This window comes from Ferroacidibacillus organovorans (assembly GCF_001642725.1).
GTDB lineage: Bacteria > Bacillota > Bacilli > Alicyclobacillales > SLC66 > Ferroacidibacillus > Ferroacidibacillus organovorans.
Window position 1 is genome coordinate 97,743 of the sequence record NZ_LSUQ01000003.1, and the last position, 24,797, is coordinate 122,539.

At 53.9% G+C, this 24,797-nt stretch carries 21 protein-coding genes and 1 riboswitch; of the genes, 10 read left to right on the forward strand and 11 right to left on the reverse strand.

What is annotated here, in order from left to right; all coding sequences use genetic code 11:
• Positions 1–29 precede the first annotated feature (29 nt).
• Positions 30–136: riboswitch (TPP riboswitch) on the forward strand.
• 101 nt (positions 137–237) lie between these two features.
• Genes AYW79_RS01765 through AYW79_RS01775 form a run of 3 tightly spaced genes read left to right on the forward strand, consistent with a single transcriptional unit; the run spans position 238 to position 3,942 of the window.
• Positions 238–804, forward strand: coding sequence for an ECF transporter S component (locus AYW79_RS01765; RefSeq protein ID WP_179123187.1), 567 nt, complete (start codon positions 238–240; stop codon positions 802–804).
• Entirely contained in the window at positions 804–3,269 is a 2,466-nt protein-coding gene (locus AYW79_RS01770; RefSeq protein ID WP_082864645.1) for an ATP-binding cassette domain-containing protein, read from the forward strand. Before AYW79_RS01765 ends, AYW79_RS01770 begins: the two co-directional genes overlap by 1 nt.
• Positions 3,270–3,297: 28 nt before the next feature.
• Positions 3,298–3,942 carry a cyclase family protein gene (locus AYW79_RS01775; protein ID WP_067952799.1) on the forward strand — a complete coding sequence of 215 codons (645 nt, stop codon included), beginning with the start codon at positions 3,298–3,300 and terminating at the stop codon, positions 3,940–3,942.
• A gap of 20 nt (positions 3,943–3,962) precedes the next feature.
• On the opposite strand, the gene AYW79_RS01780 is transcribed toward AYW79_RS01775, so the two are convergent.
• On the reverse strand, positions 3,963–4,448 hold the full coding sequence (locus AYW79_RS01780; protein WP_067560904.1) for a DUF2231 domain-containing protein: 486 nt from the start codon (positions 4,446–4,448) through the stop codon (positions 3,963–3,965).
• Between the two features lie 190 nt (positions 4,449–4,638).
• On the opposite strand from AYW79_RS01780, the gene AYW79_RS01785 reads away from it, so the two are divergent.
• Positions 4,639–6,822 carry an anthranilate synthase component I gene (locus tag AYW79_RS01785; RefSeq protein WP_067560906.1) on the forward strand — a complete coding sequence of 728 codons (2,184 nt, stop codon included), beginning with the start codon at positions 4,639–4,641 and terminating at the stop codon, positions 6,820–6,822.
• A gap of 64 nt (positions 6,823–6,886) precedes the next feature.
• Here AYW79_RS01785 and AYW79_RS01790 read toward each other — a convergent pair whose 3' ends face one another.
• Positions 6,887–8,077: an MFS transporter gene (locus tag AYW79_RS01790; RefSeq protein WP_067560908.1), complete on the reverse strand. Its 1,191-nt coding sequence runs from the start codon at positions 8,075–8,077 to the stop codon at positions 6,887–6,889.
• Positions 8,078–8,278: 201 nt separating this feature from the next.
• Here AYW79_RS01790 and AYW79_RS01795 point away from each other — a divergent pair, with 201 nt between their 5' ends.
• Together AYW79_RS01795 and AYW79_RS01800 are read left to right on the forward strand one after the other, a co-directional pair.
• Positions 8,279–8,956: a hypothetical protein gene (locus tag AYW79_RS01795; protein WP_067560910.1), complete on the forward strand. Its 678-nt coding sequence runs from the start codon at positions 8,279–8,281 to the stop codon at positions 8,954–8,956.
• Positions 8,957–9,010: 54 nt separating this feature from the next.
• On the forward strand, positions 9,011–10,222 hold the full coding sequence (locus AYW79_RS01800) for a DUF2515 family protein (protein WP_067560911.1): 1,212 nt from the start codon (positions 9,011–9,013) through the stop codon (positions 10,220–10,222).
• 11 nt (positions 10,223–10,233) lie between these two features.
• Here the strand turns inward: AYW79_RS01800 and leuD are convergent, their stop codons facing one another.
• Together leuD and leuC are read right to left on the reverse strand one after the other, a co-directional pair.
• The gene (gene leuD / locus AYW79_RS01805) at positions 10,234–10,839 is read right to left on the reverse strand and encodes a 3-isopropylmalate dehydratase small subunit (protein WP_079291710.1); all 606 of its coding nucleotides are present in this window, start codon (positions 10,837–10,839) and stop codon (positions 10,234–10,236) included.
• 29 nt (positions 10,840–10,868) lie between these two features.
• Positions 10,869–12,269, reverse strand: a complete 1,401-nt coding sequence (gene leuC, locus AYW79_RS01810; RefSeq protein WP_067560913.1) for a 3-isopropylmalate dehydratase large subunit — start codon at positions 12,267–12,269, stop codon at positions 10,869–10,871.
• A 140-nt stretch (positions 12,270–12,409) separates the two neighbouring features.
• Between leuC and AYW79_RS01815 the strand changes: the two genes are divergently transcribed.
• Positions 12,410–13,327, forward strand: coding sequence for a LysR family transcriptional regulator (locus AYW79_RS01815; protein ID WP_067560915.1), 918 nt, complete (start codon positions 12,410–12,412; stop codon positions 13,325–13,327).
• Here AYW79_RS01815 and AYW79_RS01820 read toward each other — a convergent pair.
• Entirely contained in the window at positions 13,275–13,799 is a 525-nt protein-coding gene (locus tag AYW79_RS01820) for a hypothetical protein (RefSeq protein WP_067560917.1), read from the reverse strand. The two genes, AYW79_RS01815 and AYW79_RS01820, sit on opposite strands and share 53 nt — an antisense overlap.
• A 265-nt stretch (positions 13,800–14,064) precedes the next feature.
• On the opposite strand from AYW79_RS01820, the gene AYW79_RS01825 reads away from it, so the two are divergent.
• Complete coding sequence (locus AYW79_RS01825) at positions 14,065–16,032, forward strand: glycoside hydrolase family 15 protein (RefSeq protein WP_067952801.1); 1,968 nt, start codon at positions 14,065–14,067, stop codon at positions 16,030–16,032.
• An 85-nt stretch (positions 16,033–16,117) separates the two neighbouring features.
• Here the strand turns inward: AYW79_RS01825 and AYW79_RS01830 are convergent, their stop codons facing one another.
• The 6 genes from AYW79_RS01830 to AYW79_RS01855 all read right to left on the reverse strand — a co-directional run bounded on the left by AYW79_RS01830 (position 16,118) and on the right by AYW79_RS01855 (position 24,146).
• Positions 16,118–17,176: a LacI family DNA-binding transcriptional regulator gene (locus AYW79_RS01830; RefSeq protein ID WP_067560921.1), complete on the reverse strand. Its 1,059-nt coding sequence runs from the start codon at positions 17,174–17,176 to the stop codon at positions 16,118–16,120.
• A complete protein-coding gene (locus tag AYW79_RS01835; RefSeq protein WP_067560923.1) occupies positions 17,166–18,944 on the reverse strand; it encodes a glycoside hydrolase family 13 protein in 1,779 nt (592 codons plus the stop codon). Before AYW79_RS01835 ends, AYW79_RS01830 begins: the two co-directional genes overlap by 11 nt.
• A gap of 31 nt (positions 18,945–18,975) precedes the next feature.
• Positions 18,976–19,854 carry a sugar ABC transporter permease gene (locus AYW79_RS01840; RefSeq protein WP_067560924.1) on the reverse strand — a complete coding sequence of 293 codons (879 nt, stop codon included), beginning with the start codon at positions 19,852–19,854 and terminating at the stop codon, positions 18,976–18,978.
• A 1-nt stretch (position 19,855) separates the two neighbouring features.
• On the reverse strand, positions 19,856–20,809 hold the full coding sequence (locus tag AYW79_RS01845) for a carbohydrate ABC transporter permease (RefSeq protein WP_197460930.1): 954 nt from the start codon (positions 20,807–20,809) through the stop codon (positions 19,856–19,858).
• 145 nt (positions 20,810–20,954) lie between these two features.
• Complete coding sequence (locus AYW79_RS01850; protein ID WP_067560926.1) at positions 20,955–22,187, reverse strand: sugar ABC transporter substrate-binding protein; 1,233 nt, start codon at positions 22,185–22,187, stop codon at positions 20,955–20,957.
• 465 nt (positions 22,188–22,652) lie between these two features.
• Entirely contained in the window at positions 22,653–24,146 is a 1,494-nt protein-coding gene (locus AYW79_RS01855) for an NOL1/NOP2/sun family putative RNA methylase (protein WP_067560928.1), read from the reverse strand.
• A gap of 150 nt (positions 24,147–24,296) precedes the next feature.
• Here AYW79_RS01855 and AYW79_RS15725 point away from each other — a divergent pair, with 150 nt between their 5' ends.
• Positions 24,297–24,485, forward strand: a complete 189-nt coding sequence (locus AYW79_RS15725; RefSeq protein WP_067560930.1) for a hypothetical protein — start codon at positions 24,297–24,299, stop codon at positions 24,483–24,485.
• A complete protein-coding gene (gene gerPC, locus AYW79_RS01865; protein WP_179123189.1) occupies positions 24,460–24,759 on the forward strand; it encodes a spore germination protein GerPC in 300 nt (99 codons plus the stop codon). The genes AYW79_RS15725 and gerPC overlap by 26 nt, the downstream gene beginning before the upstream one ends.
• Positions 24,760–24,797 lie beyond the last annotated feature (38 nt).

Consider the following 24,797-nt stretch of genomic DNA (forward strand, 5'->3'; position numbering starts at 1 on the left):
GCGTGATAAAGTTTAGTTGAAAACCTATCGTAAGGCGCTAGGGGTGCCATTGGCTGAGAGGCGAAATGAACGTTTTGCCAACCCTTCAGAACTCGATCTGGGTCATACCAGCGGGAGGAAGTGCCGTATTCCGGAGATGCTTCTGCCAATTGCGCCTTGAATGCGATTGGAGAGATGCGTCTTTTTGTTTGCGCGCGTTCTGACATGCCCAAGCGATGGTCAAAAGGGGGCATTTTGATGTGGAAGTTGCGGGATATTGTCGTCGCCGCCATTCTGTCGGTGGTCTGCGGAGCAATTTATTTGAGCTGGGATCTTCTTACGGGGATTTTTGCGGCGGCCTGGTCACCCATTGCGTACGGACTCCTAAACGGTCTTTGGTGGCTCGCGGCGGGTCTTGTCCCTTATATCATACGGCGGCCTGGCGCTGCATTTTTTGCGGAGGTTGTCAGCGCCTTTTGTGAATTTGCGTTTGGCAGCCCCTATAAATGGGGAGCTGTCATTTCCGGGCTGCTGCAAGGCGCTGGGGCGGAACTCGGCTTTGCGATGGGAGGCTGGAAAAAGTACAATACAGCATTCATGATGCTCTCAGGCGCGCTCGCGGGCGTCGGGAATAGTGTTCAATACTATTTTCAATACGGTGGGAACAAGGTTGCGCCGGATCTTTTCATTGGCTACGTCGTCACGACGATGATCAGCGGTGCGTTCGTAGGCGGTCTCGTGCCAAAGTGGATCGGGGACGCGCTTAAACGAACAGGCAGTCTGCGCAACTTCGAATTGGGAAAAAGCGGGCAGGCTGGTCGCTGATGCAAACGGATCGGGCACTGCCACTGCATGCGTTGGCAGAAGAAGAGGGCGTCACGGATCTTGATCGAGGGATGAGTATGGGGGGCATCATCGAGGAGTGCCCTGACGTGCTCGTTTCACTTGACTGTGTGACCGTGCAGTATGAGGGGGCTGATCGCCCCGCATTGAACGATGTGTCGCTGACGATCAAAAAGGGCGAGGCTGTCTTATTGCTTGGACCCAGTGGATGTGGAAAAAGCACAGTTGCGCGCCTCCTGTCGGGACTGATTCCCCGGGCGATGGAGGCGAGTGTCCAGGGACGTGTCACGCGCGCGCCTGAACTCGCGCGAATGGGTGCGATCGGGTACGTCTTTCAGGATCCTGACGCCCAGTTTTGCATGATTGAACAGGATGATGAGATCGCGTTTGGACTGGAGAATCAGAGAATTTCTCAAGCGGATATGCTTGCGCGCATTCAGGAACAGCTTCAGAGAATGGGCCTCCCTGATCTTCCGCATGTAAAACATGATCGATACTCTGGCGGAATGAAACAGAAACTTGCGTTGGCGAGCGCCTTGGCGATGCAACCAGAGTGGCTTATTTGTGATGAACCGACGGCGAATCTCGACCCACAGGCCACTGGAATGGTTTTTGACGAGTTGATGCGCGTTCGTGAGCGTGGACAGAGCTTGCTTTTAATTGAACATAAATTTGATCGCATTCTCCCCGCGATGGATCGCGTTATTCTCTTTGACCAAGTCGGTCGCATTCTTCATCAAGGAACGCCTGGCGAGATGATGGAAAACTGGTGGGAGGAGATGCTTCGAATTGGCGTGATTGCGCCTTGGAAGGCGCGACCGTTTCAATGCAACGAAGTACGGCTTGGTCAGAAAGTGGTCTTGGAAGAACCAAAAATGGCGGAGCTTAAGAGCCAGGGTGACGCGTTCGCACTGAAAAACGTCGAGGTGACGTACCGCAAGACGCCTGTTTTGCGTGTCGACTCGCTGCACATCAAGGCGGGCAGTTTCACTGCGATTGTCGGCCCGAACGGGGCGGGCAAGACGACACTGCTTCAGGCGATGGCAGGCCTGATTTCGCATCGAGGTGGGCATTTGGCGCGCTTTGGGGCACACTCGCATAAGGCGGAGCATGACGCGCGCTTGGCGTATAGTTTCCAAAATCCAGAGTATCAGTTCGTGTATGGTCGCGTCGTGGATGAGTTAGGCAATCGCGTTCAGGCAGACGAGACTGATCCTAAACTTCACGAGTTGTTGACGCGTTTCGGGCTCGATGGGTATGAGGATGCCAATCCTTTTGAGCTGAGTCAGGGTCAAAAGAGGCGTTTGAGCGTCGCTTCTATGCTCAGAGAACCGCGCGCCGCCTACCTGCTTGATGAGCCGACGTTTGGACAGGATGCAAAGACGCAGCAGGTACTCTTAGAACAGCTGGAGACGCTCCATCGCGATGGACGAACCATTGTCCTGACGACGCACGATATGGACCTCGTCAGACAATACGCGACACAGGTGGTCGTTGTCATCGCTGGTGAAGTGGTCGCATCATGCGCGCCAGAGCGTTTGTTCGCAGATGAAGAACTGATGAAGCGGGCGCATCTGCTCGATGACCAGGCGGATAGCCGCTTGCTTTTGGAGGTATGGAATGGGCGCTCACGGGGCGAGCGTGCAGATTGGGCGACCGCAAAGAACACTGTGGCGACGCCGTGGGTTGAGCGCCCGCGCAGTGCGCCCGCGCGCTCGCTCAATCCGACGATGCAACTGGTTATGGTACTCATGGTCATGATCATCGGAGTTTTTGCGAACAATCTTCACCAAGCGATTGCTCTCTTTCTTCTCCCGGTCGCGCTGATGCTACTTGTCGCGCGTCTGACACCGTGGCAGATTCTCAAGCGACTGTCCCCATTTCTCGGCTTTTATCTGCTCTACGTCTGGACGCCGACCGCCTACGGCCCTGTCGCGCCGCATGAGCCGACGATTCACTTTCTATGGATGCATCCGACGGTTGCGGGCTTTAAAAATGGCTTGGTGCTCGCGTTTCGCATGCTCTCCGCCGTGTGCTTTGGCGTGCTGTTTGCATCGGAGGTTGACGTCACCGACTTGATCATCAGCCTCTGCCAGAACGTCCGCGTCTCGCCGCGCTTTGCTTACGGAACACTCGCCGGCATTCGCGTGATTCCGTTGTTTCAAACAGAGTGGGTAAAGCTTCGCCAGGCGCGGGCGCTGCGCGGAAAAGAGGGCCGTATTGCAGTGCTGCGCCCGATTCACTATGCGTTGCCGCTGCTCACGCAAGCGATTCGCATGAGTGAGCGCGTCGCCATCGCGATGGAGGCGCGCGGGTTTTATGGCGAGGTGGCGATGAAAGCGACGGCGCGTAGCTATTATCGGATCATTCCGTTTCGCGCGCGCGATGTGCTCTATCCGCTCGCCATCGCGCTGCTTGCGGTTAGTCTGATTGTCATCTTTCAATGATGGGTGAGGAGAGAGGGGATCTGTTGACGTGAAACAGCGCTACTACGACCTATCGATGCCGCTTTGTGAAAAAACGGCGCCATTTCCTTCGGATACGCCGTTTTCACGCGTCGAGACGATGCGTATGACGGACGGTGATGTCTGCAATGTGACGGCGATCACGATGAGCGTTCACGTTGGCACGCATGTCGATGCGCCTTATCACTATGATGAGCAAGGAATGCGCATCGATGAGGTGGCGCTTGATCGCTATATGGGGAAGGCGCACGTGTTTACCGTGATGTCACGCGGGGGCGACGGGGTTCACGTCATCTCGGCGAATGACGTGCAGCGACTGGACATCAGCGCAGAGCGCGTGCTCCTGCGAACGCTGACATACCCAGAGTATGATGCGTTTCACGCAAACTTTGCGTCGATTGCGCCTGACGCGATCGACGTTTTGGCAGAGCGCGGCGTGCGTTTGATCGGGGTGGATACTCCATCGGTCGATGAGGCGACAAGCAAAACGCTCCCCGCGCATGCGCGCTGTCGGGAGCGTGGAATCCTTATTCTTGAAAATCTGAGATTAGAGCACGTGCCAGACGGCATCTATGAATTGATCGCATTGCCGCTGCGCATCATCGGAGGCGACGCTTCACCTGTGCGCGCCATATTGCGTGAGTGTTCCGAGTGACATCGCATTTTTTGCGGTGATTACGGGTGAATGCGGCCGAGACCGACGGCGTTTACGCCGACACCGTGATCGTAGACAAGGGCGCCACCCAAATGACCCACATAGGTGAGTAGGGCAAGTCCTATCAGAGAGAGAATCAGGGACGGACCAAAGACGCGCCCGCTCTTTTTGTAACGCGTCATCAAGCGTACGACCCACGCGGCGAGAAAGACAATTCCCGTCAATTCACCAAACGAAGCATGCGTATGAATCAGTGCGACAGCTTGCGGTGTCAATTTGTCAGCATTCTCGCTGAGAACTCCGGCGAAACCGGCGGCGATCGTTGCGAGCACGCCGAGGCCGAGCATAATGAAGCCCGCGCGTTCGTAGAATTCGCTCTTCCAGAAGAATCCGATCAGATCGGCGAGCACGGCGAGATACAAAATGGCGATTGTAAAGTGCACGACCATCGGGTGAATGGTGGTCGGGATGAACATGTAAAGAATGTGGTACACAGACGCGAGCATGGTGAACCCCCAAGATGATTTTGGTTAAACGTCTCTTTGAGAGATTGGAAGAACCAAAATCCATCCTATCACGAAAACCTGACAGATGACTGGACATGTTACAATTTTTTTCTTGCGGGCAATCGGGTGGCGTGGGATAATACGGCGTAGGCAGGGGTAGCCCTGTCAGATGTAGAGGAGATGAGCTGAGATGAGCAGAGCACAGCCTGCACTTTTTTCTTATGCCACAAAAGGTGGCACCACCGTTTTTCGAACGGTTCGAAACGTCCCGGTTATAGGGGCGCTTGATCCCATACTCGCCGCACTGGACACGAGGCGCGGCGCACTTTTCTCGAGCAGCTACGAGTATCCCGGTCGCTATACGCGGTGGGAATTCGGATTTGTCGACCCTCCTCTCCTTCTTGAATCTAAAGAGCGAACGTGCACACTCCGTGCGCTTAATGAGCGCGGAATCCGCATGTTGCCACTTCTAGCAGAAATTTTACATGGACTTGAAGCTGTGTCAGACCTTGCGCATGACACACGCGAGTTGGTCGCCACGATCGCAAACCCTGCGCGTTTTTTTCCGGAAGAGGAGCGCAGCCAACAACCTTCTGTATTTTCTGTGATCCGCGCGATACAGGATGCTTTCTTTTCTCCTGAAGATGAACACCTCGGCTTTTATGGCGCATTTGGTTACGATTTGGTTTTTCAATTTGAAGAAATCGAAAAACACCAAACGCGCGAATCAGCGCAGTCTGATCTGATTCTCTATCTACCGGATCACCTTGTGGTCGTCGATCACCGTTTGGATCACGCGATGGAGATCAAGTATGATTTTCTAAACGGTGACGTCGATACGCGGGGAATCATCGGTGACGAAACCCCGTCTCAACGAAAGCGTGCGCGCGTGCGCGAGGTTCTTCAGGGAAGTGACCATGCTGCTGGTCAATACGCGGCGCAAGTCAGGCGCGCGACGGAGTATTTTCGACGCGGCGATCTGTTTGAGGTCGTCCCTGGCCAAACGTTGTCGGAGCCGTGTGATGTGTCACCAGCGGAACTTTTCACACGTCTCAAACAAAAAAATCCCAGCCCTTATGGCTTTCTTATCAATCTTGGCCGTGAGCATTTGATCGGCGCGTCTCCGGAGATGTACGTGCGAGTTGAAGGGCGACGCGTTGAAACCTGCCCGATCTCAGGAACCATCAAACGTGGGCGTAACCCGCTTGAAGATGCGGATAACATTCGTGAATTGCTCAACTCGCAAAAGGATGAGTCGGAGCTCACCATGTGCACGGATGTGGATCGCAACGACAAATCGCGCATCTGTGAACCCGGCAGCGTGCGCGTGATCGGTCGCCGTCAGATTGAAATGTACTCGCGTGTGATTCACACCGTCGATCACGTCGAGGGAATGCTGCGCGACGGATACGATGCGATCGACGCGTTTCTCACGCATATGTGGGCGGTGACCGTTACGGGTGCACCGAAGCGTGCGGCGATTCAATTTCTTGAAGAATTCGAGTTGTCACCGCGGCGCTGGTACGGTGGGGCGGTCGGTAAACTCGGGTTTAACGGCGATATGAATACGGGACTCACACTTCGCACGATACGTCTCGAAAACGGGGTTGCCGAGGTGCGCGTCGGCGCTACGCTGCTCGCTGACTCGGATCCGGAGGAAGAAGAACGCGAGACGCGGACGAAAGCGTCGGCACTTCTAGACGCAATTCGCGATCAAAAGGCTCTGCCAATCACGTCGGCGCGATATTCAAACGTCGGCGCAGGACTCAACGTCCTTTTGGTTGACCATCAAGATTCGTTTGTGCATACGCTCGCCAACTACATTCGCCAAACGGGCGCGAACGTGGTGACGCTGCGGGCGGGTTTTGCTGAAGCGATGTTGGATGAGATTGCGCCAGACCTCGTTGTACTCTCACCGGGGCCAGGGGCGCCCTCTGATTTTCATTTGAGCGACACGCTGTCTGCGGTGTGTAAACGTCAATTGCCTGTGTTTGGAGTGTGTCTTGGCCTGCAAGGTATCGTCGAATACTTTGGTGGAACACTCGATGTGCTTGAGGAGCCGATGCACGGGAAGCCGTCGCAGATTCAGGTCATCGCGCCGGATGCGCTGTACGACGGACTGCCCGACGCATTTCAGGTCGGGCGCTATCACTCGCTCTATGCGCGCGATGATTCGCTGCCGAGCAGTTTGGTTGTTACTGCGCGTTCGGAAGATGGCGTGATCATGAGTGTGAGTCACCGCGACTTGCCAATTGTCGCGGTGCAGTACCATCCGGAGTCAATTTTGACGATGGCGGATGATCACGGTTTGCGCTTGATTGAGAATGCGGTGTATGCGCTCAAGCGGGCGGTTGAACCTGCACTAAAATCGTAAGGATTGATTTTGACCATGGGCCTGCGTTCTCACACGAGAACGCGGGCCCATGCATGTCAACCGATCAGGTACGCACGGGACGAACGTCGCGGCCGAGGGTGAGGACGACGAGAAGTCCGATGAACGTGATCACAAAAAAGATGGAGAAGACAACGCTAAAGCTGGTTTGACTGGCGATCAACGCGCCGACGAGAAACGGTGCGAGAAAACCCCCGATTTTTCCAAACCCCATCGCAAATCCGAGACCTGTACCGCGAACGTCCTCGTCATACTGTTCAGCGGAAAAAATGTAGGTTGCGCCCCACGCGCCGAGGTTGCTGAAATTGAGGAGCAGGCCAAAGATCAGAAGTTGCGAGGTGCCTGTCGCCAAACCGAACAGAAGTGCAGATACTGCGCTCACGAGTGAAAAAAGGATCAGCGTCCACTTGCGACCGATGCGCTCGACGAGCCACGCTGCGCTCAGATAGCCGGGTAACTGCGCCAAAGCCATGATGAGAACATAGCCGAAACTGTGAATCAGGGAGAACCCTTTTAATGTTAGGACGCTTGGCAGCCAGATGAACATGCCGTAATACGCGAAGTTTGCGGTGAACCAAATCACCCACAGCACGATCGTGCGCGAGCGAAGCGGACGCGAGTAGAGCCGACCCAGGTTCGCCGTCAGGCTTACGGGCGCCTTTCGCGACTGAAAGTGGGGCGTCTCAGGAAGCGCCCTGCGCAAGTAGAGCGTGTAGAGTGCGGGCAAGACGGTGATGGCGAATGCGGCGCGAAAGCCAAAGGTTGGAATGATCAAAAAGCCGATCAATGCGGCGACGACTGCGCCGACGGCCCAGAAGGATTCGAGATAGACAGTGCGCTTTCCGCGCTCTTCTGGCGGCGATGATTCTAAAACGTACGCTGTTGCGACAGGCAATTCGCCGCCGAGGCCGAGACCGGTAAAAAATCGCAGGACGAGCAATATGCCGATGCCCCCGGCAAGCGCGCTGAGTCCGCTTGCCATCGAGTACAACACGATGGTGATGAGAAACGCGCGCTTCCTCCCAATGCGATCGGAGAGAAGTCCAACGACCGCCGAGCCGATGGCCATGCCGATCAGGGTGATGCTGCTGAGCCAACCGGCCTCGATCGGCTGGATGTGCCATGTGACAAAGAGTGCGGCGATGATGAATCCCAAAAGGCCAACGTCCATGGAGTCAAACAGCATTCCGATGCCGCTTGCAAATAACAGACGTCGTGCCGACGGCGCCGCCTTCATGAAGGTACCTCCCCATCCATTCAATTCGCCTAGTTTGCGGGCTCCTATCCCATATGCGCGTAAGCTTCTGTTGGTGACACGAAGTGCGGCAATCACGCAGTGTTTGAACCAAGGCTGCATGGATTGCATAGGCTGAGTGTAACCGTGCCGGGTTTCGCCTGGCATTGAACATAGGGAAGAGGACATGCGGGAGGGATTGTGATGCAACTGGACGCCGAAGAGGTGCGCGGGCAGATCGATGATCTGGCTGGTCAGATTCAACGCGCATTTGCATCCGAACAGACCGTTTCGGGAGCTTCCCTCATCCAAGAGTTAGAGGGATTGCGCAAGGCGATGGAGACAGCAACGCCTGATGTAATCGGCGCCTATTACGGTTTTTTGCGCGTCAACGAATCGTTTGAGCAGATCATTGCGCGAAATGCGTGGGCGCATAAGCGCTTTTGGCCGATTTATCTGATTGAAATGTCGCTTTTGATCATCTTGCTCGGCGGTGGCGCGACGCTTGACGTTTGGTCAACGCATAACGCTTGGCTGTCGTCTCTTCTCGCGCACCCCGCCATCACATGCGCGTGGTGGGGTGCGGTCGGGGCGACCATCGCGGCGCTTCATCTGCTCTACTACAATCGGATTCACGGCACGCTTTCGCAAACCATAGACGCGTGGATTGCGACGAAGCAGATTGCAGGTGGGGTGCTCGGCGTCGTTGCGTCGATGCTGCTGCAGGTTACGGCACTTACCACAACGGGGAGTCACGCAGTATCTTCTGGCATGCTCCCGGCGCTCACTGCGTTTCTCGCCGGATTTAGCGAAAGGAAATTTCTCACATATCTTCAAACGAAGTTGGGGAATCTGTTGCCGATGGCAAAAGGTTCACTGTGAGGCGATGGGTGTGAGTAATCAGGACGTGCAGGTCACGCGTGGCGAGGGAACTCCGTGAGGGGAGCGGACGACAAGCAACTCGAGTTTGCGGCAATCCTTCGTCTATTGCGCATGGCCACATCCGTTCCATCGACCGTGTGGATCGATCTGCGCAAGCGCTATCGCTTGAAACACCCACGGATACCAGGGCATAAGGCGCTCGTGGAGGAGATCGCTTTGTTTCGCGAAACTCTGCAGGCGCGACTCGCGGGCGATGATCGGGCGTCCGCAACGCAACAGGCGATCTCAGCGGAAGATGAAGATCTTCTTCGCCTGATTCGCGAGGAAACGCGTCAAATGACCAGAAACAATCTCACGCGTACGGACGCCTATTATGCGATCTTTAAAGCGTGTCGCGAATTGCACTGGGCGCTTCTGGCGCATCTCGTTTCGCGCAATGGCGGGTATAACATGACGGATCTTCATCGACGTGCGGTGAAGGCAATCACATCCGAGGCGGACCGCGTGGCGTTTTTTTCTTTTCTGGAGCGTTGTAACGATGTCATCTTTCGCGACGCTTATCCGCAACTGCGACTCTATCAACTGGGTGTGCAGCGAAATCGATCGTACCTTCATCTGTTGCCACACTTTCAAATCTCCATGTTTATGCAAGTGGCGTGGAAACTCTTTCAAAAAAATATGGACGAACGCCTGTTGACTGTTGCGCTGATCATCAATGAACAAAGGCGGATTGAGGCGGCGATTGTCGATCATGAAGCGGTGATCCGGCGCGTCTTCGCATCCCCCGCGTTTAGTGCGCAGTCACTCATGCACATTTCAGCCGTTCTTTTTGCCGCGCGTGACATTCGCTTGCGGCAGTGCGGATTGTATGGCAACTATGTGCGGGATTTTACGTCTGTTACGGAACGCATCGAGGCGGGGAAGAGTTTATACGCGCTGCTTTTTGCCAATCAGAATCAGCCGCGCGATGAATTTTTGCGCGCCGTAGAGTCGGTTCCACACACGGCGTCTCGTGAAGACATCCTGCCACAGATTTTTACACATGAAGCGACGAGTCGGGGGCTGATTTATAGTCCCCGACTCGTCGATGTTTGGCCTGACGTTTTAGCGTGGCCGATCACGGTGGGGGAGTGGTGCGTTGATCTCACCGCGCTTGACGATTTGCTTCCTGCGCCGACTTTAAAAATGCGGGATTTCTCGAAACGGTATACACGCCAACTGCGTCGATTAGAGCGTATGGCGACTACCCTCGGGTCGCCCCCTTGAGCTACAGAAGATTACGAGGTGATCGAAACGGCAAACGGTGCGCTGATTTCATAGGTGGTAATCGCATCTTCGTGTTTCATGGTCAGTCCGATATCATCGAGCCCTTCCATCATGAGATGCTTTCGATACGGGTCAATCGAAAAATTGTGCGTCTCGCCGCTTTGGAGCGACACGCGTTGCCCTGCAAGATCGATCGTCAGTTCAAGCGGTGCTTCACTCGCTTGGGCGAGGATCGAAGAAACGGCATCCTCTGGAAGAACGATCGGGAGCACGCCATTTTTGAAACAGTTGTTGTAGAAAATATCGGCAAATGACGGTGCAATCACGACTCGAAAACCAAAATCGAGAAGCGCCCAAGGCGCGTGTTCACGCGATGAACCGCAGCCGAAATTGGGGCCAGCAACGAGAACGGTGGCGTAGCAGTGCGGTTCTTGATTTAAGATGAAATCCGGATTGGGTTTCTCACGCTCGTCAAAACGCCAGTCATAAAAGAGGTACTGACCAAACCCCGTTCGCTCAATTCGCTTTAAAAATTGTTTTGGGATGATCGCGTCTGTGTCAATGTTTGCGCGCGGCATGGGCGCGACAAGTCCGTGGTGTTTTAAAAAGGCATCCACTTCGCTGCACCTTCTCTCGATTTTATAGATTAAGCCATCGTTCGCACATCGACAAAGTGACCGGTAATCGCGGCGGCGGCGGCCATCGCAGGACTGACGAGGTGGGTGCGCCCTCCGCGACCCTGGCGTCCTTCAAAATTGCGGTTTGATGTCGATGCGCACCGCTCACCTGGCGCGAGGATGTCCGGATTCATCGCGAGGCACATGCTGCAACCCGGCTCGCGCCACTCAAAACCGGCATCGATAAAAACGCGATCAAGTCCTTCCGCCTCAGCCTGTTCCTTGACGAGGTGTGATCCAGGCACGACCATGGCAGAAACGCGCGGAGAGACTTTTTTTCCTTTGGCGACCTGGGCCGCCGCGCGCAGGTCTTCGATACGCCCGTTTGTGCAGGACCCGATAAAAACGCGATCGATCGCGATCTGATCCATTGGCGTTCCCGGCGTAAGGTCCATATACGCGAGTGCGAGTTCCATAGAGCGACGCGCGACCGGATCAGACACATCCTCTGGATTCGGCACGCGATCCAATACACTCGCCCCCATTCCGGGGCTTGTTCCCCAGGTGACCTGCGGCGCGATTTCTTCTGCATTCAACTCTACGCGCGCGTCAAACGTTGCGCCTTGCTCCGTGCGAAGCGCCTGCCACGTTTTTACTGCCTCATCAAACGCCGCGCCTGACGGAGTAAAGCGGCGTCCTTTCACAAAAGCGATCGTTTTTTCATCAGGCGCAATCAGCCCTGCGCGCGCGCCCGCTTCAATCGACATGTTGCAGACGGTCATCCGCTCTTCCATGGAAAGCGCCTCAATCGCTTCGCCGCGGTATTCAAACACATAGCCAGTGCCAAAATCGGTGCCGTAGCGCGCGATCAGCGCCAGAATCAAGTCTTTGGCGGTAACGCCGTGTGGAAGAGCGCCGTTTACGACGACTTCCATGGTTTTGGGCCGTTGTTGCATGAGACACTGCGTAGCGAGGACATGCTCTACCTCACTCGTGCCAATGCCAAACGCGAGCGCGCCAAACGCCCCATGAGTCGACGTGTGGCTGTCACCGCAGACGATCGTTTTACCGGGGAGAGTCAGCCCAAGTTCCGGTCCAATCACATGCACAATGCCTTGCTCCCGACTGTGCATGTCTGCAAAAGGGATGCCGAAGTGCTCACAGTTTGTACGCAGCGTATCGATCTGTTGTTTCGCAATGGGATCGGCAATCGGGAGACGGCGGTCGGTTGTCGGAACATTGTGGTCGGCCGTGGCGAACGTCAAGTCAGGTCGGCGTACCGCGCGACCCGAGAGACGCAACCCTTCAAACGCTTGCGGAGAGGTCACCTCGTGAACGAGGTGGAGGTCAATATAAAGCAGAGTGGGCTCACCATCTGCCGCGCGCACGACATGCGCGTCCCAAATTTTGTCAAACATGGTTTTTGCCATGAACATCCTCCTAAGCTTGATCTAACTTCGCGTATGAAGCGTCTGAATTTCATCTGTACGGGTAGCGTAGCGTATTCTTGCTATTACGTCCAATGGATGTTTACTATGAATGCGATAGGTATTAACTATGGGGTGATTACGTGGATTTTCGTACGCTTGAGTATATTCTGGCCGTAGCAAAGGCTCGCAGCTTCACGAAAGCGGCGCTCGCGGTGAATGTCGCGCAACCCAGTTTGAGCCAGCAGATTGGAAAGTTAGAGCGGGCACTCGGCGTGACGCTCTTTGTGCGCAGACAAAGTGGCGTACTCTTGACGCCAGAGGGGGAGCGCTTTGTCGCACAGGCGGAGCAACTTTTGCGACAGCGCGATGACTTGCTGCGCGAAATGGCGGAGCGCAGCGGCGGCATGGCGAGTGAACTGATTCTTGGCGCACCCGCCATTACTGGCGGGCATATGCTTCCACCCATCCTTCGTCGTTTCACAGACCTTTATCCGCAAGTGCGCGTTCATCTTCTTGAGGAGACGACAGAGCGCCTGGAAGAGTTGACCGTAACAGGCGCCACTGATTTGACGATTTTGGCGCTGCCGATTCACGATTCTCGACTTTCTGTAAAGCCGCTGCTCACAGAGCGAATCGTGATCGCGTTGCCGACCGCTGCGCCTTCGTGGGGAAAAGCGTATCTGCCCGCTGCGCCGTTTGAAATTGATTTGGAACAGGTGGCCGCTGCGCCGTTTATTTTATTGAAGCGTGGGTATGGATTTCGCCAGACCTGCCTGACGCTGTGCGCAGAGCGCGGCTTCACCCCCAAAATTGCCTTTGAGACAAGCAGTGTGGAAACGGCGCAGGCGCTTGTGGCGGCGGGGCTTGGCGTCACGATGATTCCAGAGATGGTCATGCGGACGGATGACCCTGCTTTGCATTTTGCAGAGCTTTCGACGCGACCGACGCGGACGCTTGTTTTTGCGTACGTCAAGGATCGTTTTTTGAGTATGGCGGCACGGCGTTTTATGGCGCTTTACGAAGAGACTCAGGATTCGCTGCGTGCGCCACGCTCATGACGCTGCTGAGTGGAAGTGAAATGTCTTCGACGCCGTGAAGTTTGATTTGTGTTCCGTCAAATCCTGAAAAAACACCTTGAAAGCGTCCACCTTGTGTCAGGATGGAGACGGGTTTTTGCTGGAATTGATCCATCAGGTAGCGCGCGATGGTTCGCATGTGTGGGGGGAGCGTTTTCCACGCCCCGTCTGGCGTATTCTGCGAGAGGCTGACAGGACTGGATGCGGTGACGATACGCCCTCTTCCGTCCTTGCTGCGCGGGCGAGTGGCGAGTGGCGTGCCCATCTGCTCCTTTTTTTTGAGAAAAGACTGTAAGGGCTCTGACGGAGTTTCGTCGCGCTTTACTTCAGGATCTCTTACGTGGCGCGCGGAGTTTGGTGTACGCTCTTCTGTTGCGTCGATCGTGTCTGAAGTTGCGGAGGGTTTTGATACAGCAAGAAAGACGGTAGGCCGCGAAGGGGTTGATCGTTTCACTCGTCTCACGCTCCCGGAATAAACCTCGTAGTGATAGGATCTTGCTAATCTTATGCCGCATCGTCTTCCGCTGTGAATCAGACGGATCACTTTCTCTCGCGATGTTCCTTTGGAGGCAGGAATTCAGTGGAATTGTGACGAATTTCTTAGGGTGAGTGCAATCGATTGCACAACGCGCTTTTCAGGTCCCATCGCAGCGTTGAAAAAATGTCGATTCTGCGCTGTGAAGTGTTGATGTGGTTGGCAGTGAGAAGGGATGAGAGTCTTGCAAAAGCCGCACCTCTACAGTGGAATTATCGGGGATGGACAGATGTTAGCCGCGCTTTCAGCGCGAGGTGAACTCTTGCGTATTTTTTGGCCGCACATCGATTATGCACAACAGCTTGAGAGGTTTCACGTCGGTGTGCATGAACCTGATCAACCGATCGAATGGTTTCATACGCAACCGGCGTTTCAGACCTATCTTGGCGAGAGCAATGTTCTCGTGACAGAGTATGAGATTGGCACGCTTTCGCTTTCCGTGACGCAACAGGATGTTATCGCGCATCGCGCGAACGGTGTGGTGCGCCACGTGACGATGAAAAATACGGGAACAAACGCTCGCCAACTCATAGGGAAGGCACTGCTGGTCACGCAATTGGGAGAGCATGAACGTAGTCAAGCGGTACGCTACAATCCAGCGGAATCTATGATTGTGCACTATCGACGCGACACGTTCTGTGCTTTCTCGATGCGAGAAGCGGTGTTCGGTTTCTCATGCGGTGACACGTCAGAAGCACTCGCCTATGACACGCTGCTTGGCACGCTCGAGAACCTGGGAGCGGACAGTGTGCTCGCGACCTCGTTTGGCGTGATTGAACCCGGCGAGACGCGCACATGGACGATGTATTTGGCATTTGGCCGCGATCAAAAAGAGGCGGCGGCGCGAATGGCGCATTTGAAAGCGACGCCCGCGCACACATGGATCGAAAGGAGCGTGCAGGAGAGCGCGCAGTTTCTCGCTCAGGCAAAGTCGATCTCGAGTGGGAATGAACGACTGGATCGTCTCTATCGGAGATCACTCCTCGCGTTTTCGCTGTTGCTTGATCACGAGCGCGGCGGAATGATCGCGGCGCCTGAGTTTGATCCAGCCTGGCAGGCGTGCGGAGGATACGGATACTGTTGGGGGCGCGATGCGGCGTATATAGCGACGGCGCTTTTGCAGGCTGGGTATACCGCACAGAGTGAAGCATTTTACGCGTGGATGCTCACCGCGCAGGATGAGGACGGAAAATGGGATCATCGTCACTGGCTGAACGGAACGGTGGCGCCGTCCTGGGGCTATCAGGCTGACGAGACAGCAAGCGTTGTGTGGGGGATGTGGCGGCACTTTCAGGTGACGCGTGATGCTGCTTTTTTACGACGCGTGTATCCGGCCATGCAGCGCGCGGCGAACCATTTGCTCGCGACGCTTGATGTGGAGAGCGGTTTGCCGCGCGAATCAATCGACTTGTGGGAAGAACGGTTTGCGCAGCACACCTATTCATCCGCAGCCGTGCACGCCGCGCTTTTATGCGCGGTGGAAGCATCTTGTGAAGTAGCGGGGGACAAAGTGTCGCGTAACGCGTGGCGAGAGGCAGCTGAGCGGATCGGCAGGTCCATCGATCAAACGTTGTGGAATGAAGCGCGCAGCTGTTTTTATCGGAGTCGGCGTCTTCATCTTCGCGATGCGCACACCCATAGACCTGTCGTAGATGGTAAAGTCGTTTTCACGGAGCTTGACGTGTATGGGTATACGCGCGTGATTCAGTCGTTTGATGAAGTCGTTGACGCGAGTTTGCTCGGACTGTCCTATCCGTTTGCATTCTTGAAACCTTCTGATCAGCGCGCCGTGCAGGTTGCAGATGCCGTACGAGAAGCGCTCTGGGCACCGCGCGTGGGTGGGATCCTGCGCTACGAGAATGATGCGTATGTCGGTGGAAATCCATGGATTTTGACCACGCTGTGGATGGGGTTAGATGCACTTCGTCGCGCGGATGAGGCAACGGCTGACGAGATGCTATCCTGGGCGGCAGAGCACGCGACGGAGCTTGAACTCTTCCCAGAACAGGTCGATCGAGAGACGGGTGAGACGCGGTGGGTTGTACCCCTCACATGGTCGCACGCGATGTTCGTTTTGCTTATGCTTGAGCGCTATGGAAAGAAGGATCAATCAGCCGCGCTGTCTTCGTCTGCACTCCTACATCAATCCTGATTTGGTTTGAATCACAAAGCCCCTCTGCGTGCTGCATGCACACAGAGGGGCTTTGTGATTATGCGTCGATGGGATCTTGGCGCAGTCACTTTGATTTAGATTCGTCACCTTGCAACTGGGTGAGCGGATCCCAGGCGCCGCATGAGCGCCGAATGACAAGCTGGTGTTCGATGATTTGGTGCTTCGGTCCACGCACGCTCCCCTGAATTTCATCGAGCAGCAGATGGGTCGCCTGTACACCTAATTCATAGATGTTTACATTGACGGTTGTCATCGGTGGATTGGACAATTTCGCGAGAGGAATATCGTTAAATCCGACGATTGCCAGGTCATCCGGGATGCTATAGCCAAGCTCTCCCGCTGCACGCATCGCGCCAAACGCGAGCACGTCATCTGACGCGACGACGGCCGTCGGCCGCTCAGCGAGGGCGAGCAGGCGCATCATTCCGGAGTAGCCCACATCTTCCAGAAATTCGCCAGAAACGATACACTGCGGGTCAAGTTTCAGGTCTGCTTCAAAAAGCGCGTCACTATAGCCGCGCAAGCGATCGAGGCTGACGACGAGTTCCTGGGAGCCACCGATGTACCCGATTCGTCGATGCCCCATGCGAATGAGATGCTGGGTCATATCGTGTGCGGCTAGACGGTTGTCATTGTTGATCCAAGAGATCGGCAAGGAATTGAAGGGTCGTCCAATCAACACGGACGGAATTCTCAGTTCTGTGACCAATTCAAGCAACGGATCGGTTGTTCTTGAGGTCAGAAGGATCATGCCGTCAACGCGCTTGCTGCGGATCAGTTTTTCCAAGCGATCGACATCGTTCAACCCGTGTAGCGCGGTCGACAAGAAGATGTCGTAGCCGGCGTGTTGGGCGACTTGAGTAATGCCGCGCAGCACCTCCGGGAAAAAGGGATTCAGATAAAATTGTTCGATGGTGCTTGGAATTAAGAGCCCGATGACTTCGGAACTTCGTTTGACAAGACTGCGCGCGATGGCATTCGGGTGATAGTCCATCTCTTTCATGATCAGGCGAACGCGGTCGCGCGTCTCTTGACTAATGCGCGGGTGGTTCGCGATGACACGTGAAACAGTGGATGGACTGACCCCGGCCTGCATCGCGACGTCTTTGATGTTAACGCCCATACGGATCACGGCCTGTCTTTGCGTAGAGTAGCGCGGTATACGGCGGAATGGAAAGCGATTTGCCTTTTGATAATGTTTCCGGTCCATCGCCCGTGACACGAGTGTACATCACATCTCCGATGAGCGCATCCGTTACAGTGATCACCTGTTCATTTGCGGTGCTGTTCACGAGTGCGACCAACTGTTCAGCGCTCTGTTCACAGCGGCGCAGATAGGCACATACGTTTAGATTGTCGCGTGACAAAAGGGGGCGGTAGGCACCGTCGCGCAATGCGCGAAACTGCTTTCGCAGCGCGATCAGCGTCTGATAGTGCTCGAACAGCGAAAGGTTTTGCCGAACATGTTCCCACACCATCCCGCCGCGACAAAGCGGGTCATTTTCGCCCGTCATGCCGACCTCGTCGCCATAATAGAGAAGCGGCGCGCCGAACATGGTGAACTGGATAAAACTCGCGAGTTTTGCGCGCGCTGTGTCCCCATCGCAGAGCGTGAGCAGTCGTGCCGTGTCGTGTGAATCGAGTAGACACCAGAGGGTTTTAAGGACATGCTCTGGATAGAGGGAACGTATTTTTTCGACGCGATACAGAAATTCTCCAGCGTGGATGGTCGCGGTCGCAACGTAGTCGAGGATGGCGCGACCGAGCGGGTAGTTCATCACAGCGTCAAATTCGTCTCCGCGTAGCCACGGCGTGGCAACTTGCCAAATTTCGCCACAAATCAATGCGTCAGGGTTTTCCGCTTTGATCGCTCTGCGGAAGATTTTCCAAAAGGTGTGCTCCACTTCATCGGATACGTCAAGGCGAAAGCCGTCGACGCCTGTCTCGCGCATCCAGTGCGTGCCGACGTTACAAAGCATCTGCTCTACAGCGGGGTGTGCCGTTCGCCACTTTGGCATGTTTGCCACGTAGCCGAAGGTCTCGTAATTTAAGGCTTCGGGAGAGAGCGGCCAGTTGCGCGCGATAATCTGTGAAGCATAAGGGGAGTCTGCACCTTTCTCAAGTAAATCTTGAAAAACGGGATGCTGTGCGCCCATGTGATTGAATACGGCGTCGAGCACGACGCGAATGCCACGATCATGGCACGCGTCGACGAGACGCTTTAGGTCTTCTGTGCTGCCAAAATGCGGATCAATGTGAAAATAGTCGACGGTGTCATACTTGTGATTGGACGGAGCGTGAAACACAGGCGTCATGTACAAGACATCTACGCCGAGGGCGGTAAGGTGATCCAGTTTCGCGAGGATGCCTGGTAAATCACCGCCAAAAAAGGCGTCCGCAGTCGGCGTCGCATCCCAGTCAGATAAGGTGTGATCGTTTGGGACTGTGCCACTTCGATAAAACCTTTCGGGGAAAATTTGGTAATAAACAGCGCCTTTCGTCCACTCTGGCGGTGAAAAGTGATCCCGTTCGCCAAGATAGGGAACTTCAAAAGCGTCCGCGTCACTCGGTTCTTCACGAGAAACACCGTTGCGAGAGTAGAAATATGTCTCTTCAGTCGTGTGAATGCGGAAAAAATAGCGGAAACGTTTGCTGACGCGCGCAAGCTGTGCTTGAAACTGCACGAGTTCTTCGTCTTCATAGGCATACAATTGTGCCGAAATGTCTTCGCTTGTCGCTTCGCGTTTGAATTTATCGTAGTGGGTTACGGTGACAGAGTCGACAAGCGAGGGCACGCGAAGACGAACCACGAGAGTTTCGCCGTCCGCATAGGCATAAGGTTCAACGGATTCGTGATAGGTTGCGAGACGAAGGTCGCGTAAAACTGACACGGAGAAAACCTCCTTGCATGGAATGGCTCAATCAGCCTTTGACAGAACCGGCGACGAGACCGGAGACGATCCATTTTTGAAATACGGCGTAGAGCACTGTGAGCGGGACGGCGGCGAGCAGCGCTGCGGCAGAGAACTCCGTCCAGTTTTTCGCGAATTGCCCTTGGATAAATTGGAAGAGCCCAATCGGAAGCGTATAGTTTGATGGTGATTGAAGGATCGTCGAACCGAGCAGAAACTCGTTGAATGAACCGATAAACGTGAAAAGAAAGATGACGACAAGCATCGGGACGGATAACGGCAGAATGATCCGCAAATAGATCTGCATCGAGTTTGCGCCATCCATCACGGCTGCCTCGTCCAGTTCGCGCGGAATTGTATCGAGGTAACCTTTGAGCAGCCAGATGTTAAACGCGCTTCCTCCAGCTTGAACAAGCACGTAGATGTACAGATTGTCCAGCAGATTGAGCTGAGTCAAGACGGCGAGAATCGCTGAGACGGCGAGAGCATTTGGAAACATTTGCAGAAGTAAAAGGGTCATCAATCCGTATTTGCGACCAAAAAACCTCATGCGACTAAAGGCGTACGCAGAGGTTGCCGTAAATGCAAGCTGTACAGCGCCTAGGAGTATACCGACGATGAGACTGTTTTTCATCCACGTCAAAAAACTTGTCTGTGTAAGCAGTGCCCAATAGTTTTGCAGTGTGATGGAGCGCGGAAAGAGATTTCCTGAAAAGAAGGATTGTCCTCCCTTGAGAGACGCGAGAAGAACAAAATAGATAGGGAACATCGCGAGAAGGATAAAAAACCAGACAATGATTCGCGACACCCACAAAACGAAACGTTGGCCGGGCGCGAGCGATTTTTTCTTTGGCGAAAGGGTGGGAGCGCTTGTTGCAAGGGATGACATATCAATCCGCCTCCTGAAATGCGCCAGACGCCTTCATCTGAATGAGGCTGATGACGCCAACGAGAATGAAAACCATAACAGAGAGTGCTGCCGCGATTTCAAATTTGTTGAAGGTGAGCGACATCTTGTATGCGGCGCTGATCAGTATGTCGGTATACCCGGCAAACTGTGTGTCTGGTCGCGCTGGGCCGCCTTGGGTCAACGCGTAGATTGCATTGAAGTTATTAAAGTTAAACGCAAAACTCGGGATGATCAACGGAATGGTAATCTTCCAGATGGCCGGGATGGTGACGTAAAAAAACTGCTGCCACCAATTGGCGCCGTCAATCTGTGCAGCTTCATACAAATCTTTCGGGACAGCCTGAAGCGCGCCAAGACTAACACTCATCATATAGGGATAACCGAGCCATAAATTGACGAGCAGCACAGAGATTTTTGCCCAGAATGGATCGGTGAGCCACGGAATTGCATGGATTCCGAAAAGGTGTAGAAATTGATTGATCGGTCCATAATCTTTATTGAGCAGGTTTGACCAGCTTAATTGGGTAATTAGAGCTGGAACGGCCCAAGGAACGATAAGGATGGCGCGATAGATGTTTGACTCTTTCATGTGTTCATTGTTCAGCAGCACTGCAACGAACAGCCCGACCAGATAGTTTGCCAGCGTCGTCGTTACTGCAAAAACGATCGTCCAGACAAAGACCGGTTCGAAGACGCTCAGATAGGGTCCATTGATAATGTCGATAAAATTTTGCAGTCCAACAAATTGATAGGATGTAAAATGATACATGTCAAAGTTTGTAAACGCGATATACACGGTGTACAGAAGGGGTGCAATTCCGAGTATCGCGATGGAGATCAACGCGGGCCCTAAGTAAAGATAGGCGACGGGTTGGTTTTTACGTCGCGTCTTCTTTTTTTGTGCGGGTGAAACTTCGGGTGTTGCGGTCATCATCGCCACGGCAGGGCCTCCTTTATCTCCGCGGAGTTTTGTAGCACATCTAGGTGTGCTGGTTCAATTCGTGTCGTACAGGATGGTTTGAAAAAAGAGCAGAGACACCCGCATGCGATGTCTCTGCATCTCGTTTCGAGCGGTAGTATTAGTTGCCCATGATGCTTTCGCCTTGAAGAATCTGTTTGACCATGTTGTGAGCGGCGACAGCCGGACTCTCTTGCCCTTTGGTCACGAAGCCAAGCGCATTTCCAGCAGGTGTCCAAACGGCTTGCATCTGCGGCACGTTTGGCATCGGAACACCGTATTGTGCGGCGATGGCGAATGGATAGGCGTAAGGATTCGAAGAAACCATTTTGCTGTGCACATCTTTGATGAGCACTGGAATGCGATCGCCGACTGCAAGTTCCTGCGCCGCCGCGTGTTGCGAGATGAATCTAACCAAATTCCAGTCGAGCGCTTGATTGTGGCTGCGGGCGTTCACGATCATTTCTTGGAAACCCTCAAAAGTGACTGGGTGCTTGCCGTTTGGCAAAAGCGGAAGCGGCTCGATGCCAAAGTTGACATGCGCCTGAAGCAAAGAGGTTACATCCCAAGGGCCAGAGATGTAGAATGCGGATTTGCCATTTTGGAAGAGCGATTTTGCGATATCTCCGGTAATCGATGCAGGCATGAAATGGTATTGGGAGACGAAGCTCTTGATGATGCTAAGGCCTTTAATCGAGCCCGCGTTGTCAAGGCCAATTTGGCCGACGTTTGCGACGCCGTGATTGTTGCCAAAGACATAACCGCCCATGCCGCCCAAGAAGGCATAACTGTAATAGAAGTTGTTGATGTCATAAGCAAATCCGTGCGCTTTTGCTTCGGAAATAAACTGTGCCCACGTTTTGGGCGGTGTCTTGATGATCTTTTTATTGTAAAAGAGTCCATACGTTTCAGAGGAGAGGGGAATGCCATAGAGCTTACCGCCAATCGTGCCGGCTTGAATGGACGGCGCGATATAATCTTTCGTGTTGATCAGACCGGTAGGGACTGGCGCCATGACGCCCTCAATCGCAAAGGTGCCAAGGTTGTCTTGCGGAATGCCAAGTTCAATGTCAGGGCCTTTGCCACTGCGCGATGCGGTAGCGAAGTTTTGGAATGAACTGTTATCTTGAACGACGGTGACTGTGTTTCCTGTCTGTTTACCCCAGACATTTGCGAGTTTTTGCATGACACTCTGCTCTTGGGGTGTCAAATGGGAGAATACGGTGATGTGCTGTCCTGTGGGTAAGCTATCGTGCCGCGTTGCTGCGAATGCGCCTCCGCTGACGCTGGCAAGTAGAGTTCCTGCGGTTCCGAGCGCCAGTGCCACAGATGTTACTTTGTTAAGGCGTTTCATGTAAACATACCCCTCTCTATGATTGGGCGGCAGGTATCCGTCTGAACGCTACCGTTTGACCCCTGGTGGTTTGTTAGACGCTTACATGATGCGAGCGAAAAGCATGCGCTTTTCATGCTGTTCTATCGCTTCATAGCGTGCGAACAATCGTTTGCACACACGTCTGCTTGATGAATTCTATGTGACGGATTCTTTTTCCTGCTATGATCCTACATTTTATTTGTAGAATTTATATGAAATGGTCGAATAAAGGTTGAATAAGAAATGAGAAAACCCTTACATCGATGAAAATGGAAGGATTGAGGAAAAATTCATTCATCGAAGTTGATGAATGATCGGGAAATCCGATCTGAATTCAAATGGGTCAATCGTGCACACGTTTGCGCGTAAACAGTATTATTTCGTCCGTCGTGCACGAATGTGGCGCATCTATGCCGTATATGTGCGTGCTTTTTCAGTCTCCATTCAAATCTCAAAAGAGTACGCCCTTCGCAAGCCTTTAGGATAGTGATTTTTTAATTGATTTTTTACGCGCTTTACCCAACCGAGGGGTAGATGCTCAAGAAAGACGACCGTCCAGCCGTCTGGTCCTTCCTGCGAGATTACCTCACCACTCAGATAGGCGATGATACGTGTGTCTCCGTAGGAAAAACATACTGGAGCGCGCAGATTTTCCGGTTTTGTCGCGAGCGCGAGTGCGTGGTGAGGTGTTATGTGGTGATGCTTGGTTTCAAGGAGCGGTAATCCAGGCCGAAGGACATTTCGTGAGGGGAGGGGCCGGTGGGACGCCGCAAAAAGGACGTTTGGTGACGAGATAAAATCACGCCGATAAAGATCATCTATCCATGTTACGTGATCAACAAAAGTCTCATTGGCGAAAGCGGCAAATTGTTTCTGCTGTGCGAATCCGGATGGCATTCTGCTGGCGCGCAGAGAATTTCCCCTTTTTTTCTGGGAATATCCTGTAGTATTGGTTTTTTGATAGGACGGGTTTCCGTCAAGAGCAAATTTCGCGACGAAATGACCTTCAGCGTATCCCGCTTGTGGCATGATGCGAATCGTTCTCTCAAGCGCTGGGAGGGGTTCTGAAAACGAAGACGCAACCGCTTGAAGTTCAGGAATGAGCTTAGCGAGTTTTGTAAACCTCTCGGCGGTAAGTCCGGCGCGCGCGCCTGGCAGTTGAATAGGGGAGAGCGAGAGAGTCGGTTGGTCGCGTAGGAGTGTAGCGCACACAGCCTCGTTTTCAATAGGATTCAGGGTGCAGGTCGAATAAACAAGTCGACCGCCGGGGCGAAGCATGGCGATTGCGGCGTGTAAAATGGAACTCTGACGTAATGCGTAAGCGGAAAGTTGTTCGCGTTGCCACATGCGTATCGCGTCATCGTCCTTCCGAAACATCCCTTCGCCGCTACAGGGGGCATCAACGAGGATCGCGTCAAAATAGGCAGGATAGGTGTCACGTAACTCATCTGGATCGAGCTGCGTGACAGTGGCGTTTGTGACGCCGAGACGCTCAAGGTTCTCAGCGAGAATCGCGCAGCGCTCGCGGTTCGGCTCATTCGCGATGAGAATCCCTTCATTTCTCATGCGCTGAGCAATTTGGGTGGTTTTTCCTCCCGGTGCTGCACAGAGATCGAGTACACGCTCGCCGGGTACAGGGGCAAGAACAGGAACAGGCGCCATCGCGCTTGGCTCTTGCAAATAGTAATACCCTGTCGCGTGAAGTGGATCGCGTCCGAGATGAAGATCTTGATGAATATAGAATCCTTCCATTTCCTTTGTCCAAGGAACGGGGTCTGCCAAAAGAGAATTTATGACGGAAGGGATTGCCCCTTTTAAGGTGGAGACGCGAAACCCTTTTGCGGGAGGTTTGTGAAATTGTTCAAGATATTCGTTCCACGCCTCTTGACCGAAGCAGTGGAGAAAAAGGGATTCAAATTCTTTCGGTAATGCGAACACGTGATCGATCCTCCAGCGTTTTGCGATCTCCCTGACTCATATGTGCGATAAGCTTCACTGTTTGGGGCAGAAAAGGGATACCCAGGAGCCACCGTGAAGTCTGGTTCATAGTATACCGAGTGTGCAACAAAACCAAAAGGAGAATCGCATGTGGAGCGCGAGTTGAATGTTCACATCAAGGTTGTAGAGATTGATGACACGGATGGCGGACTTGTGCTGATCGGACTCAGTGCGGCGGTGCTCCCGCGCGCGTGGCGCGCCAAAAAGCGTACGCCCACTTGCCGTCTGCGCGCCGAGTATTTGGAGAGAAAAGGTGGGGGAGCGGGTGCATCCGAGTGAGTGGGAGGATGTTCGGCAAATCTATGATGATCGGTTGCGCGCACTGGAGCGGGAGATTGAAACATTGAAAGACGTGATAAGGCGTATGCGATATCAGAAGGTGGAGTATCGCATTGATTCACTGCACGTGGAGCGCTTGGAAGGGGTGCTTCATATTGGGCTTACAACGGAAGACAGTGAGCGCGCGTGGTGCGAAGGCGTATTCGATCAGAGTGAGAATCAACCGCCTGATCGTGATCAAGCGAACGGTCAGACGGAGGAAGGGATGGACTAATTTGACAAGGGAATCAGACATAGGGTACGGTTAGGGCA

Bases quoted from the DNA above. Each gene is read 5' to 3' on its own strand.
- AYW79_RS01850 (WP_067560926.1), bottom strand. From the start codon at position 22,187: ATGAAACGCCTTAACAAAGTAACATCTGTGGCACTGGCGCTCGGAACC.
- AYW79_RS01790 (WP_067560908.1), bottom strand. From the start codon at position 8,077: ATGAAGGCGGCGCCGTCGGCACGACGTCTGTTATTTGCAAGCGGCATC.
- leuC (WP_067560913.1), bottom strand. From the start codon at position 12,269: ATGGCAAAAACCATGTTTGACAAAATTTGGGACGCGCATGTCGTGCGC.
- AYW79_RS01795 (WP_067560910.1), top strand. From the start codon at position 8,279: ATGCAACTGGACGCCGAAGAGGTGCGCGGGCAGATCGATGATCTGGCT.
- AYW79_RS01765 (WP_179123187.1), top strand. From the start codon at position 238: ATGTGGAAGTTGCGGGATATTGTCGTCGCCGCCATTCTGTCGGTGGTC.
- AYW79_RS01830 (WP_067560921.1), bottom strand. From the start codon at position 17,176: ATGGGCGTTAACATCAAAGACGTCGCGATGCAGGCCGGGGTCAGTCCA.
- AYW79_RS01845 (WP_197460930.1), bottom strand. From the start codon at position 20,809: ATGATGACCGCAACACCCGAAGTTTCACCCGCACAAAAAAAGAAGACG.
- AYW79_RS01785 (WP_067560906.1), top strand. From the start codon at position 4,639: ATGAGCAGAGCACAGCCTGCACTTTTTTCTTATGCCACAAAAGGTGGC.
- AYW79_RS01840 (WP_067560924.1), bottom strand. From the start codon at position 19,854: ATGTCATCCCTTGCAACAAGCGCTCCCACCCTTTCGCCAAAGAAAAAA.
- AYW79_RS01780 (WP_067560904.1), bottom strand. From the start codon at position 4,448: ATGCTCGCGTCTGTGTACCACATTCTTTACATGTTCATCCCGACCACC.
- AYW79_RS01770 (WP_082864645.1), top strand. From the start codon at position 804: ATGCAAACGGATCGGGCACTGCCACTGCATGCGTTGGCAGAAGAAGAG.